The 13,814-nt window shown below is 60.8% G+C and carries 13 protein-coding genes; 10 read left to right on the top strand and 3 right to left on the bottom strand.

The genetic code is table 11. The features are described from left to right. Window positions 1–7: 7 nt before the first annotated feature. Both IEX75_RS10955 and IEX75_RS10950 read left to right on the top strand, forming a co-directional pair. Window positions 8–919 (top strand): NAD-dependent epimerase/dehydratase family protein, encoded by a 912-nt coding sequence (locus IEX75_RS10955; RefSeq protein ID WP_229720741.1) that lies wholly within the window; start codon window positions 8–10, stop codon window positions 917–919. Then, on the top strand, window positions 916–1,269 hold the full coding sequence (locus IEX75_RS10950; RefSeq protein ID WP_229720740.1) for a DoxX family protein: 354 nt from the start codon (window positions 916–918) through the stop codon (window positions 1,267–1,269). Before IEX75_RS10955 ends, IEX75_RS10950 begins: the two co-directional genes overlap by 4 nt. 223 nt (window positions 1,270–1,492) lie before the next feature. Here IEX75_RS10950 and IEX75_RS10945 read toward each other — a convergent pair whose 3' ends face one another. Continuing rightward, window positions 1,493–2,071 (bottom strand): TetR/AcrR family transcriptional regulator, encoded by a 579-nt coding sequence (locus IEX75_RS10945; RefSeq protein ID WP_188794233.1) that lies wholly within the window; start codon window positions 2,069–2,071, stop codon window positions 1,493–1,495. A 154-nt stretch (window positions 2,072–2,225) separates the two neighbouring features. Between IEX75_RS10945 and IEX75_RS10940 the strand changes: the two genes are divergently transcribed. Together IEX75_RS10940 and IEX75_RS10935 are read left to right on the top strand one after the other, a co-directional pair. Then, a complete protein-coding gene (locus tag IEX75_RS10940; protein WP_188794232.1) occupies window positions 2,226–2,960 on the top strand; it encodes an SDR family NAD(P)-dependent oxidoreductase in 735 nt (244 codons plus the stop codon). A gap of 18 nt (window positions 2,961–2,978) precedes the next feature. After that, window positions 2,979–3,653, top strand: coding sequence for an NADPH-dependent F420 reductase (locus IEX75_RS10935; protein WP_268236469.1), 675 nt, complete (start codon window positions 2,979–2,981; stop codon window positions 3,651–3,653). Window positions 3,654–3,781: 128 nt separating this feature from the next. On the opposite strand, the gene arsC is transcribed toward IEX75_RS10935, so the two are convergent. After that, entirely contained in the window at window positions 3,782–4,219 is a 438-nt protein-coding gene (arsC, locus tag IEX75_RS10930) for an arsenate reductase (glutaredoxin) (protein WP_188794230.1), read from the bottom strand. Continuing rightward, window positions 4,216–4,971 (bottom strand): arsenical resistance protein ArsH, encoded by a 756-nt coding sequence (arsH, locus tag IEX75_RS10925; protein WP_229720739.1) that lies wholly within the window; start codon window positions 4,969–4,971, stop codon window positions 4,216–4,218. Before arsH ends, arsC begins: the two co-directional genes overlap by 4 nt. Before the next feature lie 196 nt (window positions 4,972–5,167). On the opposite strand from arsH, the gene IEX75_RS10920 reads away from it, so the two are divergent. The 6 genes from IEX75_RS10920 to IEX75_RS10895 all read left to right on the top strand — a co-directional run bounded on the left by IEX75_RS10920 (window position 5,168) and on the right by IEX75_RS10895 (window position 13,755). Next, a complete protein-coding gene (locus IEX75_RS10920; protein WP_188794420.1) occupies window positions 5,168–5,680 on the top strand; it encodes an arsenate reductase ArsC in 513 nt (170 codons plus the stop codon). Further along, window positions 5,677–6,756 (top strand): ACR3 family arsenite efflux transporter, encoded by a 1,080-nt coding sequence (gene arsB, locus IEX75_RS10915; RefSeq protein ID WP_188794228.1) that lies wholly within the window; start codon window positions 5,677–5,679, stop codon window positions 6,754–6,756. The genes IEX75_RS10920 and arsB overlap by 4 nt, the downstream gene beginning before the upstream one ends. Window positions 6,757–6,944: 188 nt before the next feature. Next, the gene (locus IEX75_RS10910; RefSeq protein WP_188794227.1) at window positions 6,945–7,307 is read left to right on the top strand and encodes an ArsR/SmtB family transcription factor; all 363 of its coding nucleotides are present in this window, start codon (window positions 6,945–6,947) and stop codon (window positions 7,305–7,307) included. Between the two features lie 732 nt (window positions 7,308–8,039). After that, window positions 8,040–9,314: a TolC family protein gene (locus tag IEX75_RS10905; protein WP_188794226.1), complete on the top strand. Its 1,275-nt coding sequence runs from the start codon at window positions 8,040–8,042 to the stop codon at window positions 9,312–9,314. Further along, window positions 9,311–10,594, top strand: a complete 1,284-nt coding sequence (locus tag IEX75_RS10900; protein ID WP_188794225.1) for an efflux RND transporter periplasmic adaptor subunit — start codon at window positions 9,311–9,313, stop codon at window positions 10,592–10,594. The genes IEX75_RS10905 and IEX75_RS10900 overlap by 4 nt, the downstream gene beginning before the upstream one ends. Next, window positions 10,591–13,755, top strand: coding sequence for an efflux RND transporter permease subunit (locus IEX75_RS10895; RefSeq protein ID WP_188794224.1), 3,165 nt, complete (start codon window positions 10,591–10,593; stop codon window positions 13,753–13,755). The genes IEX75_RS10900 and IEX75_RS10895 overlap by 4 nt, the downstream gene beginning before the upstream one ends. The last annotated feature ends 59 nt before the right edge of the window (window positions 13,756–13,814 follow it).

Below are 13,814 nucleotides of genomic sequence, written 5' to 3'. Positions count from 1 at the left end.
ACTATTCATGACAGGTGGTACCGGCTACATCGGGCACGCGGTTGCGCGCAAGGCCATCAGTCTCGGCCATCAGGTAACGGCGCTGGTGCGCCAGGACGGGTCGGCGGCCGCCAGCGAGCTGGCACGTCTCGGCGTGAAACTGCATGCCGGCGACCTGCGGGAGCCACAGTCTTTCGCTGCGACGGCCGGTGCCGCGGATGGCGTGGTGCACACCGCGTCGACCGCCGACGCTTCCGCCGCTGCGGCTGATGAGGCGGCGGCGGTAGCGATGCTTTCGCATTTGCGTCCGGGCGCGGCGTTTGTCTACACGTCCGGCACCTGGGTCTATGGCAATACGCAGGGAAGGCCCGCCACGGAAACATCGCCGCTGAATCCGACGCCGCTCATCGCCTGGCGGCCCGCGGTGGAGCAGCAGGTGCTGGCGTTAGCAACAAGCCGTTCGATAGCCACCGTGATCCTCAGGCCGGCGATGGTGCACGGCTACGGCGGCGGCGTCTTCGGCATGCTTGCCGGCATGGCGCGTCAAACCGGCAGCGTGCGAGTCGTCGGCGATGGTCGCAATCACTGGCCTGCCGTGCACGTCGATGATCTCGCGACGGCTTACCTGAGCGCGATGGAGCGGGCAGTAAGCGGGGACGGTCAAGTGACAGGACAGATCTTCAATGTGGTCGCGGAAGATGCCGTTGCCGTCGCCGATATGGGTGAAGCAATTCGGGCCTCGATTGGCGCCGACCGCGTCGAACCCTGGCCACTCGACGATGCTCGCCAATCGCTGGGACCGTTCGCTGATGCGCTGGCGCTCGACCAGACAGTAAGCGGCCAGCATGCCCGGCGAGTGCTTGCGTGGGAACCCCATGGCCCCGGCCTGATTGCGGACCTCTCTGCGCAAAACCACTTTCAGCACATCAAGGGAACATGATGATGGCGTGGAACAGTGCGTCGTTCGAATCAATTCTTGCGGTGATCGTAGCAGCTCTGTTCGCGGTTGCCGGGGTAGTCAATCTCGCCAGACGCGGCGCGCCGAAGCGAGACTTCGCACGCTGGGGTTATCCGGCGTGGTTTCAGTTGCTCTGTGGTGCTCTCGAACTGCTCAGTGCAGCACTTCTTCTTGAGCAGCAAACCAGAGTCTTGGGCCTAACGCTGGCCGGCGCGATCATGATCGGCGCGCTCGTCACGTTGCTAAGAAACCGGGAACCGTTCGCGCATCTCGCCCCGGCGCTGATCTTCTCGGCTCTCATTGTAGTTACTGTAGTGGTCCGCTTTTCGTAGCGAGGACTGGCCTTGGGCGGTGAACTGCCCACTGTCAGATGAATGGCAAAGCTGGTCAGTTCATTGGCCTGAGTGGTATGCGCGCCAGAGATAGCCATTTGCAGCGACGGCAATCCATTTATCCATTACCACTTGTCGGACAACAATGTGGCGCCTATCCAGGCTGACATCGCACTCACCATGCGCCGAAAGAAAACATCGAGCATCCAATCGCCGATTGGATTCAACACGCTGCCTTCTTGTCATCCTTGCTCGACGGGCTTGTCAGGATGGCGCTCGCGATAACCTGAAAGAGATGATCGGCCCGCGGCGCGAATGCGGGTTGGCCGGCGAGCCAGCCGAGTGCCGACATCAGGGCGAACAGGTCGTCCCCATTCATATCGGCACGCGCCGTTCCTTCGGTCTGCGCACGAAGCAGTAGTCGCGCGCCCACGGAGTGCATCGCTGCGCATGAAGCATAAAGCGCAGAGTCCGGGTCCACGTGGGCGCTCGCCATCAAGTCGACAACGCCGCGATAGCTGTGGACGAATGCCACCCCTCCGTGAAACCAGGACACGAGCGCTTCGTCAGGTGGCGTCGACGTTTCGAGCTCGCCCGCCTTCTTCGTCAGTGCGTCCAGCCCCGTACGCAACAACGCCTCGAACAAGGCTTCTCGCGTCGGGAAATGACGAAGCAGTGTGGCCAGCCCGACATCGGCGCGGCGGGCGATATCGCGCATGGACGCATCGACACCATCCTCGGTGACGACATCACGCGCGACGGCAAGTAGATGGCTGTAATTTTTTCTGGCGTCGGCTCGCATGGGGTGCCTTGACAAGCGGATCACTGATCCATATATTTGGATCAGTGATCCGCTTGTCCTGAATCAGGATGTGGATCGGTGATCCACAAGATACAGCGCCCTTGTACCAATAGGAACTCAAGACGCTGTCCGACGCGACGAAAGGTGAAAAGTCATGGGAAAGCTTGAGGGTAAGGTTGCCGTCATCACAGGCGGATCGAGCGGCATGGCGCTGGCGAGCGCCAAGCGGTTCGTTGAAGAAGGTGCCTACGTTTTCATCACGGGCCGAAGGCAGGAGGCGCTCGATGAGGCCGTCAAGCTGATCGGCCGCAACGTGACCGGTGTGCGCGGCGACGCGGCCAATCTCGACGATCTCGACCGTCTGTTCGATACGGTCAAGCAGGAAAAGGGCAAGATCGACGTCCTGTACGCGAGCGCCGGCATAGGCGAAGCCGTCCCACTGGGCGAGATCACCGAGCAGCATTTCGATGCGACCTTCGATCTGAATGCGCGAGGCACGCTGTTTACGGTTCAAAAGGCATTACCGCTGTTCAACGATGGCGGATCGATCTTCATGACCGGATCGGTAGCTTCGGTGAAAGGCTTTCCCGGTTACGGCGTGTATGCGGCGAGCAAGGCGGCGTTGCGCTCATTCGCACGCACCTGGCTCAACGAACTGAAGGGCCGGAATATCCGGGTAAACGTGCTGAGCCCTGGACCGATCGCCACACCGATGCAGGACCAAGTTCTCACCGAGGAGGCGAAGCAGATGTTCGAATCCCTGATCCCGCGGGGAAAGATGGGGCGTCCTGAGGAAATTGCGACGGCCGCGCTGTTTCTTGCTTCAGACGATTCGAGTTTCGTGAACGGGGTGGAGTTGTCTGTCGATGGCGGCTTCTCGGCTATCTGACATCACGCTGAAAAGCGTGTGGATGCCTGGCATTCCGGGAAGACGCTTGTCACACCTGGAGCATGCTGGGCAACCCACTTCAACACCGATCGGAAAAGCAACATGAGCTACGCAATTGTAGGTTTCGGCGCGGTCGGCCAGGCGCTGGCCCGCATGTTCGCCCGCAAGGGTATCGACGTGACGGTAGCGAGCAGGCATCCGCCTGAAGCGCTCGCGCCGCAGGCAAACGCGATAGGCCCGATGGTCGTTCCCAAGACCTTGAAGGAGGCGCTCGACGCCGACATCGTCATGCTGGCTGTCCCTTACTGGCAGCACCGAGAGGTTGCGAAGGCGCGAGCAAGTTGGAAGGACAAGATCGTGATTGACGTGACGAACAGTCTCGAAGATCTGGGCGGCGTTCCTTCCTCTTCGGTCATAGCCCAGACCCTGCCCGGCGCTCAACTGGTCAAGGCGTTTAACCATCTGCCTGCCCGCGTTCTCGCGGAGGACCCCGCCATCAACGGCGGGCGACGGGTTGTATTCCTGTCGAGCGATGATGAAAGCGCAGCCGCAACGGTCGCCGCCCTGGTCGAGCAGCTTGGCTATGCGCCGGTCAATCTCGGCAAGATCGCGGAAGGTGGTCTGCTCGTGCAGGCGCGGGACGGGATCTGGGGGCCCCTGATCTTCCAGGATCTGTTCAAGAAAGGGCAGTGACCGATGTACGGCCTTGCGAAGTCGAACGCGGGATCAAATCAACTTCCATGATCTGAACCAGTACGGCATCGCGACATAGCACGGGCAAAATCAGCCAACAGCATGCTCAGCGCCGAAGTGCCTAACGCTTAGCGCACCCGGCGCCCTTGGTTGTCGATGACGACTTCACCGTCTTCTTTCGTGAAGGGCGCGGTTACTGGCGGCAAGATATCCAGCACGACCTCTGAAGGGCGACATAGCCGCGTTCCATGGGGTGTCACCACGAACGGTCGATTGATGAGAATGGGATGCGCGAGCATGGCATCCATCAACATCTCATCGGTAATCCCCGGTTCGCCCAAGCCTAGTTCCGCAAATGGCGTTCCCTTCTCACGTACCGCCTCGCGCGGATGCAACATGGCTTCGGCGATCAGACGAACCAGCACCTCCCGCGTCGGCGGCGTTTTCAGGTACTCGATGATGGTCGGCTCAATACCTGCGTGACGAATCAGCGCCAACGTATTGCGTGACGTGCCGCAATCGGGGTTGTGATAGATCGTGACGGGAAACGTGTCGTGTGTCGTCATGAACAGGCTCTTGTGTTGGTGCCGCAGCATGCCGTTTGGGGCTGCGGAATACTTGGCATGGCGGTGGCGACCGCAGAGTTCTCGGTTACGCCAGCCGACGACGACAGTGCCACGGCTTCCGCCGCGCCTTTGCGCTCGCTATAGCGGCTGACCAGGTAGTCCGAGCGGTCACGCACCATCAAGGTGAACTTGACGAGTTCTTCCATGACGTCAACAACGCGATCGTAGTACGCAGACGGTTTCATGCGGCCCTGGTCATCGAATTCCTGCCAAGCTTTGGGCACCGACGATTGATTGGGGATCGTCACCATGCGCATCCAACGACCGAGTACACGTAGCGTGTTGACCACGTTGAACGACTGCGACCCACCGCAAACTTGCATGACGGCCAGCGTCCGGCCTTGAGTCGGGCGCACACTGCCCTCCTCCAGCGGCAACCAGTCGATCTGGTTTTTGAAGACACCAGTCACGGCACCATGCCGCTCCGGACTGACCCACACCTGGCCCTCGGACCATAGCGAGAGAGAGCGCAGCTCCTGCACTTTGGAGTGGGTGGCCGGAACACTATCGAGCATCGGCAAGTCGTGGGGATCGAACACACGTGTTTCGGCGCCGAACTGACGCAGTATGCGCCCGGCCTCCAGCGCCAGTTTGCGGCTGAAGGACTGCGGCCGCAGCGAGCCGTACAAAATCAATATCCGCGGTGGATGCGCCGAAGCCGCCGGCAGCATCAGCTTTTCGTGATTGGGCATGTCCAAGACATCGCTGACAATGTTGGGAAGGTCTTCAGGGGCCACGAGTGCGCCACATCCTGTTGCTTGTATTCCATAATTCTATCAATATGGAAATGTGGAAACCAAGGCCGCCGTTCGCTCGCTTGCCGGTTTGGCCCAGGACAGCCGATTCAGCATCTTCCGCTACCTCGTCATCCATTGCCTGGAGACCACCATGCACCCTTGCCGCGTCTTATTCATCTGCACAGGTAACTCCGCGCGAAGCATTCTGTCGGAAGCCACACTCAATCGTCTGGGAAAAGGTCGCTTTGAGGCGTATAGCGCGGGCAGCCAGCCCACCGGCAAGGTCAATCCCCACGCCATCGATCAATTGAAGGCTGCCGGCATACCGATCGATAACCTATCCAGCAAGTCGTGGGACCGCTTTGTCGGAGACGGTGCGCCAGCGCTCGATATCGTCATCACGGTGTGCGACAGCGCAGCCAGCGAACCGTGCCCGGTGCTTTTTGGTGACTTCGTACGTTCGCATTGGGGCCTGCCCGATCCTGCGGCCGTCAAAGGCGATCCGGCGACGATCGCTGCCGCGTTCGAGCATGCCCATGCGCTCATTACGACCCGGCTCCTGGCGCTGTTAAACCTGCCGGTGGAAACCCTTTCCAAGGAAGCGCTGCAGCAGGCGCTCGATCGCATCGGGACGATCATGGATGATGAGGAGGAGCACGTATGACGCAGGTGCACGCGGACGCATTGGCAGACACGCCGCCTGCACCAGCACGCATCGGCTTCTTTGAGCGCTACCTGACGGTCTGGGTACTCCTGTGCATCGTCGCTGGCACGTTGCTGGGTCATCGACTACCCGCAACATTTGAAGCGATCAGTCACATGCACGCCGCGCAGGTCAACCTCCCGGTGGCTGTACTGATCTGGCTGATGATCATCCCCATGTTGCTGAAGATCGACTTCAGCGCGCTGGCCGACGTGCGGAAACAATGGAAAGGCATTGGCGTCACGTTGTTCATCAATTGGGCGGTGAAGCCCTTCTCGATGGCACTGCTCGGATGGTTCTTCGTGCGCCATGTGTTTGCAGCGTACCTGCCGGCCGAGCAGCTGGATTCCTATGTGGCCGGTCTGATTTTGCTCGCGGCCGCGCCGTGCACGGCAATGGTGTTCGTGTGGAGCAACCTCTGCCGCGGTGAGCCGCACTTCACGTTGAGCCAGGTCGCCTTGAACGACGCCATCATGGTGGTGGCGTTCACACCGATCGTCGCGCTCTTGCTTGGCATCTCGTCCATTACGGTGCCCTGGAACACACTGATCTTGTCGGTGATTCTTTATATCGTCGTACCGGTACTCATCAGTGTTGTCTTGCGCCACATGATTCTGGCGCGCGGTGGCCAGCCGATACTGCAGTCACTGCTGCACCGCCTTGGCCCCGTCTCGCTAGTGGCACTCCTGGCAACGCTCGTGTTGTTGTTTGGCTTCCAGGGCCAGCAGATTCTCGAACAACCGCTGGTTATTGCCATGCTCGCGGTACCGATCCTGATCCAGGTTTACTTCAACTCGGGCCTCGCGTATCTGCTCAACCGTCAGCTCAAGGTGCCTCACTGCGTGGCCGGCCCTTCGTCGCTGATTGGTGCGAGCAATTTCTTCGAGCTTGCCGTGGCCACGGCGGTGGGCCTTTTTGGCGTGCACTCCGGTGCGGCGCTCGCCACCGTGGTTGGCGTGCTGATCGAGGTGCCAGTCATGCTTTCCGTGGTCAGTGTCGTGAATCGCTCGCGTCACTGGTACGAGGCACGCGCGTAACGCAGATGCATATTTGGCGAATGAGGAAAATCTCACGATGCGATGTTTTCAATTACGTTCATCAATCCCATCCTGATGCTATGGGCAGCACTTTTTTATGCGTTTAAACGAAAGAACGCGCTGAGCCACCCAGGGACGGCCGGTCCGCTACACTAACCCCTTGAAGCTTCACACCATCATTCCCAACCATGCAGATCGCACAGACTGTCAAAATGCTCTCCGCACTCGCGCAGGAATCGCGTCTGGCGATTTTTCGTTTGCTGGTCGAGCAAGGCCCTGAAGGTTTGCCGGTGGGAACGATTGGGGAAACGCTGGGCATCCCCAATGCCACGCTGTCGTTTCATCTCAAAGAGCTGCTGTACGCTGGCCTCGTGACGAGCCGACAAAGCGGGCGCTTCGTCTACTACGCCCCTGTCATCGAGGCGATGAACGATCTCGTTGGCTACCTGACGGAAAACTGCTGCCAAGGGCAGAGCTGCGCACGCCCGGCGACGCGGACATCCAAGCCTCGCACTGCCACCACATCGCGAACGCGCCGACGCGCGACCTAAGACTAAGACACCCCTGCGTTGCTGGGTCCGTTTCAAGATACTGTTTGAGTTTCTCGACTGTGCTTCGGGCATAGCGCGTCACGCCGGATGCGTGGAATAGATCAGGTCATCCTGGGCGCATGTAACCATTCGCGCTCGTCGGCGAACTTAGGGAAGAGCAACGCTTCCGTTGGGCGAGAGTACAATCCATCTCCCATGATGCACCTGTCGATCCCCAAGCTGGGTCCTACCCGTTGGCGTTTACGCGATATTCGTCGCGCGCGGCTGACGCGTTGGCTGCTGCTCGGGGGACTGCTGTTCATGGTGGGACTGCAGTCGGCACTCGCCGCTTATGTCTGCAACATGCCGGATGGCGCAATGAGTCCGACGATGGCGATGGGCACCTCGCGAGCCGACGCGGCCATGGCGTCAACCTGCCCGCAGATGAAACACACCGCAGCGGACCGGGCGCTATGTGCCAGGCACTGTGCATCCGATGCGTCTGCTCCCACTGCGATTCATTCACTGTCTGTACCACCCAGCGTTCTGGTGGCCCTGCCTCCCTCGTTGCCGATGGCTGTCGCGCTGTCGTCGCCGATGACGCCCCACCGGCGACAACGTGACCGTCTTCGAACGCCACCACCGACAAACCTCCTGTTCTGCTCCCTGTTGATTTAGCCAGTTGCGCTTCGCGTTGAAGCGTCGTCGTGCCCGTCTGGGTGCGATGGTCATCAGCTGCTGGGAGTACCCATCATGTTGTTCTCTCGATTCACCCGATGCGCGATGGCATCGGGATTGGCTGTCGTCCTGGGCGGGGCGTTGGCCTCCACGGCACATGCGGCAGATCCGCCGTTGACGCTGGAAGCCGCCGTTCAAAAAGGTATGGCCCAGGCACCCGTGCTCATGGCGCATCACGCACACGTTGCATCGATGCACGAAGAAGCCGTTCGCGCCGGTCGCTTGCCTGATCCCACATTGAATGTTGGTGTCCAGAATTTTCCTATCACCGCACCAGGCGCTTTCAGCATTCGCTCTGATCCCATGACGATGCGCGTCATTGGCGTCACACAGGCGCTTCCCTCCCGGGCCGCACGATCGGCTGATCGCGAAGTGGCGGATGCAGACGTCAAGGCGGCCGATGCGGAGGGCGCCGACACCATGGCGTCGGTGCAGGAACGCATCGCGGATGCCTGGATTGACCTGTGGGCAGCCCGGCAAAAGCGTGCGCTACTTTCCGAGCTTCACGCTGAAAATGCGCTGGCCGTGCACATTGCGCAGGCGCGATTGAAAGGTGGCGGCGGCAGCGCCACGGATGCGTTGACCGTTCGCGCCGAGGCGGCTGCACTCGACAATCGCCTGGAAGCGGCCGATGCGGACATTGCGGGGGCTCAAGCGGGTTTGCAGCGCTGGCTGGGACAGACCATGACGGATCTTGGCGATGCGCCCGACTTCGGAAAGTTGCCGGTCGCACCAGAACATCTGGAGCAAGCCGTCGATCAGCAAGCGCCGATGCAAGTCTGGGCGTCCCGCGAGCAGGTTGCGCAGGCCGCGCTGGATCGTGCACGTGCGACGAAACATCCCGACTGGAGCGTGAGTTTTCTTTACGGCCAACGCGCGGGGCCGCTGTCGGACATGGTGATGGTGGAATTCGGCGTGAGTCTGCCGTTGTTCACACGCAATCGGCAGGACCGAGCCATCAGTGCGAAAGAAGAGCAATGGGAAGCCGCACAGGATGCGCATGAGGACGCACGCCGCGAGCAACGCGCCGTCATCGCACGCACGGTGGCGAGCTGGCAGGGCTTGGCGCGTCAGATCCAGCGATACCAAGACACGATGCTTCCGCTTGATCGTGATCGCACGCAAACGGCATTGGCTGCCTACCGTGGGGGTGGTCCATTGCAACCCTGGCTGGATGCTCGTCGCGACGAAATCGAACTGCGCCTGGCCTACGTCGACGCACTGACGTCGCGCGCACGGTTGTGGGCATCGCTGTCTTATCTGTTACCGACGTCGGAGGCCATGCCATGAAGCGTGCGCTGATCGCTTTTGCTGCTGTCTTCATCGCAGCGCTATTGCTTGCTGTTGGCTACCTCGGTGGTCGACATCTCTCGTCGTCATCCATGCCACCGGTCACCGCGACACCCGGAACGCAGACCAAGAACATTCTGTATTGGTACGACACCATGGTGCCGAATCAGCATTTCGATCACCCGGGTTTGTCGCCCATGGGCATGCAAATGGTGCCCAAGTACGCCGATGAAGGCGCTGACCCGAACATCGTCCGGATTGATCCGGCTACCGTGCAAAATCTGGGCATACGAACCGCCCCAGTGGAGCATCGGGTGCTAGCTTCGGTAAGCCAGGTTCCCGGCACCGTGACCTGGGATCTGCGGCAAGCCACGACGATCAGCGCTCGCGTCGACGGTGTCATCAGCCAACTCTACGTACGCGCTCCGTACACCGCCATTGTGGCGGGCGAGCCGTTGGCAACCCTGTTGGCGCCCGAATGGGATTCGGCGCTGGCCGAGTACAGCGCGCTTCAGCAAGCACAATCGGTCGACGCCAAGGCATTGCGAGCGGCTGCACGGCAGCGCCTGGATGTTCTGGGCCTGACCGACGCTGATATCCAAAGCGCACGTCGTGGTCCGAACGGCGGCATAACACTGCATGCACCTGCGAGCGGTGTCGTGACTGCGCTGGATGTACGCGAAGGGCAACGCGTTACTGCCGGCCAGACCCTGATGACCGTCAATGGCCTGTCCACGGTGTGGGTCGAAGCCGCACTTCCTCAAGCCATTGCTGGAACAGTACGTCGTGGCACACCCGTGACGGTTACGGCGGATGCGCTGCCCGGACGCGAGTTCCACGGCAGCGTGGAAACCTTGCTGCCCGATATCGACGCCATGACACGCACGCAGCGTGCGCGCATCGTGCTCGATAACGCGGATGGCGCGCTGAGTCCGGGCATGTTTGCCTCGGTGCGCGTCGCACCGGCAAATGGCGAAGCGGTAGTGGCTGTACCAAGCGATGCACTCATCACGTCAGGTCCTGAAGCACGCTTGATCGTCGTCGAGGGAAACGGACACTTCCGCCCCGTCGCCGTACGCACGGGCCGCTCCTCACAGGGATACACGGAAATTCTCGCCGGTCTGCAGGGCAACGAAAAAGTCGTGGTGTCCGGTCAATTCCTGATTGATTCGGAAGCAAGCTTGTCCGGTGCGCTCGATCGGCTCGATACCCATGCCGCTCAACCCGCCTCGGCAACGAGCACGTCGACGTCAGCGATGCCCATGGGAGATCAGCCATGATTGCCGCGCTGATTCGTGCCGCCATCGCGCATCGCGTGTTCGTGTTACTGGCTGCGATGGTTCTGGCCGTCATCGGGGTGTATGCCACCACGCATACGCCGATTGATGCGTTACCCGATCTTTCCGACACGCAGGTGATCATCCGTACGACCTGGCCGGGTCAGTCGCCGCAAGTGGTAGAGGATCAAGTTACCTATCCCCTCGCCACGACCATGCTGTCCGTACCCGGAGCCAAGGTCGTGCGCGGCTATTCGTTTTTCGGTGACTCCTATGTCTACGTGCTGTTTGACGACAACACGGATCTCTATTGGGCGCGATCACGCGTACTGGAGTATCTGAGTCAGGTTCGCAGCAGTCTTCCAGCCGGCGTAAATCCCGCCTTGGGACCCGATGCAACGGGACTTGGATGGATCTACGAGTACGCACTGGTCGATCGCACCGGGCAACACGACCTGGGTCAGCTGCGGGCGATGCAGGACTGGTTTCTTCGCTACCAGCTGAAGACGGTGCCCGATGTTGCGGAAGTAGCCAGCATCGGAGGCATGGAGCGCGCCTGGCAGATCGTTCCTGATCCTCAGGCACTTGCTGCTCGCGGCATGACCGTCACCCAACTGATTGACGCCGTTCGCGCTGCCAATGGCGCGAATGGCGGTTCGGTCATTGAGCAAGGCGAGGCCGAACTGATGGTGCGCAGCGAAGGTTATTTGAAAACGCGCAGCGACTTCGAAAACGTTCCTGTCGTCACCAACAACGTCGGTATACCGGTGCTGTTGCGCGATGTCGCAACCGTACGGCGCGGCCCCACCTTTCGACGCGGTATCGCAGAACTGGATGGCCAGGGCGAGGTGGCCGGCGGTGTGATCGTGCTGCGATCGGGGAAGAATGCACGGACCGCGATTGCCGCCGTCAAGGCCAAACTGGCCGAACTCCGGCGCAGCCTGCCGGCAGGCGTGGAGATTGTGCCGACCTACGACCGGTCGCAGCTGATCGACGCGGCCGTCGAGAACGTCTGGGGCAAGTTGCTGGAGGAGTTCCTGGTTGTCGCATTGGTGTGTGCCTTGTTCCTTGGTCATCTGCGATCGGCTTTCGTTGCGGTCATCACACTGCCGTTGGGCGTGCTGGCCGCTTTCATCGTGATGAACGTGCAAGGCGTGTCGGCCAACTTGATGTCACTGGGCGGCATTGCGATCGCCATCGGCGCGATGGTGGACGCTGCCATCGTGATGATCGAGAACACGCACAAGCATCTGGAACATTGGCGCGATGCCCATGATGGAAAAGAGCCGCAAGCGGCGGCTCGCTGGGAGCTGGTGGCGCAATCGGCGGCCGAAGTGGGGCCGGCGCTGTTCATCAGTCTTCTCATCATCGCGCTGTCATTCGTACCGGTGTTTGCGCTTCAAGGACAGGAAGGCAAGCTCTTCAAGCCGCTTGCTTTCACCAAGACGTACGCGATGGCCGCGGCGGCGGGATTGGCCATTACCTTGGTACCGGTGTTGATGGGTTATCTCGTGCGGGGCCGTATTCATCATGAGAACGACAACCCACTCAATCGCGGCCTGATGGCTCTGTATCGGCCGATTCTGGACGCAGTGCTGCGCTATCCAAAAACAACGCTCGCGCTGGCCGGCGCGCTGTTGCTGAGTGCAGCGATACCCATGAGCCAGTTAGGCGGCGAGTTCATGCCGCCCATGGATGAAGGCACCTTGTTGTACATGCCGACGGCGCTGACCGGACTTTCCGCCGACAAGGCCGCGCAGTTGCTGCAGCTCACCGACCGCATGATCAAGACCGTTCCGGAAGTCGATCATGTTTTCGGCAAGGCTGGACGCGCCCAAAGCGCAACCGATCCGGCACCGCTGGAGATGTTCGAGACCACGATCACCTTCAAGCCCAAGGATCAATGGCGCCCCGGGATGACCATGGCCAGGATCGAGGCGGAGCTGGACAAGGCCGTGCGCGTACCCGGCTTGACCAATCTCTTTGTGCCGCCGATTCGCAACCGGATCGACATGCTGTCCACCGGCATTAAGAGTCCGATCGGCATCAAGGTACTGGGTACCGATTTGATGACCCTGCAAACCGCGGCGGATCGCATCGAGATCGTGGCCCGGACCGTGCCGGGCGTGAGCTCCGCCATTGCGGAACGTCCCACCAGTGGCCGTTACATCGACGTGCACGTGCGGCGGGATGCCGCCGCGCGCTATGGGCTGACGCAGGATCAGGTGCAGCAGCTCATCGCCACGGTAGTGGGTGGCGATCCCATTGGGCAGACCGTTGAAGGGCGGGAGCGCTATCCCATCGTCGTGCGCTACCCGCGACTCGTGCGTGATTCGGTCGAAGCGTTGCGGGCGTTGCCTTTGCTTGCCAACGGGACACAGCTCACGCTCGCTCAAATCGCCGACGTTAGCCTGGATGCGGGGCCATCCGATCTGAAAAGCGAGAATGGCCAGTTGGCGACGTACGTTTACGTCGATACGTCCGGCAGCGACCTGGGGACGGTCGTGAGCCGCTTGCAGCGCGCCGTGGCGGAACACGTTTCGCTGCCATCCGGCGTGACCATCGCCTGGTCGGGACAATTCGAGTATTTGGAGAGCGCCATGCAACGCCTGAAGCTCGTCGTACCTGTCGCGCTTGCGATCATTTTCGGGCTGATCTTTGTTGTCTTTCGCCGCTCCAGTGAAGCCGCTTTGATCATGGCAAGTGTGCCGCTCGCATTGGTAGGTGGCCTGTGGCTTATCTGGCTGCTTGGCCATGCGGTATCCGTGGCGACCATGATCGGTTTCATTGCACTCAGTGGCGTGGCGGCTGAATTCGGTGTCGTGATGCTGTTATATCTTCGCCATACGTGGGACCGGCAGCTTGAGCAAAACCCGCATGCCGGTGTTACCGAACTAGACATGGCGATTCGCGAAGGTGCGGTGCAACGTGTGCGCCCCAAGGCCATGACGGTCGCCGTCATCCTGGCGGGCTTGTTCCCGATCCTACTTGGACACGGCGCGGGTTCAGAGGTTATGCAGCGCATCGCAGCGCCGATGATCGGCGGCATGCTGACGGCGCCTCTTCTGTCGATGGTTGTTTTGCCGGCGGCGTTCCGATTGCTCGCGTTACACCGGATACGCAAGGCTGCCATGGTTCATGCAGCCCCGTCCTCTGCCGGATAGATGCCACGTTAGCTATCGCCGTTTGAGCCGACCCATGCTCCCTATGAAAGAAGCCATTT

The organism is Dyella nitratireducens (assembly GCF_014642835.1).
Taxonomy (GTDB): Bacteria; Pseudomonadota; Gammaproteobacteria; order Xanthomonadales; family Rhodanobacteraceae; genus Dyella_B; species Dyella_B nitratireducens.
Note: the sequence above shows the minus strand (reverse complement) of the source record. Positions and strands in the feature narration are given on the sequence as shown.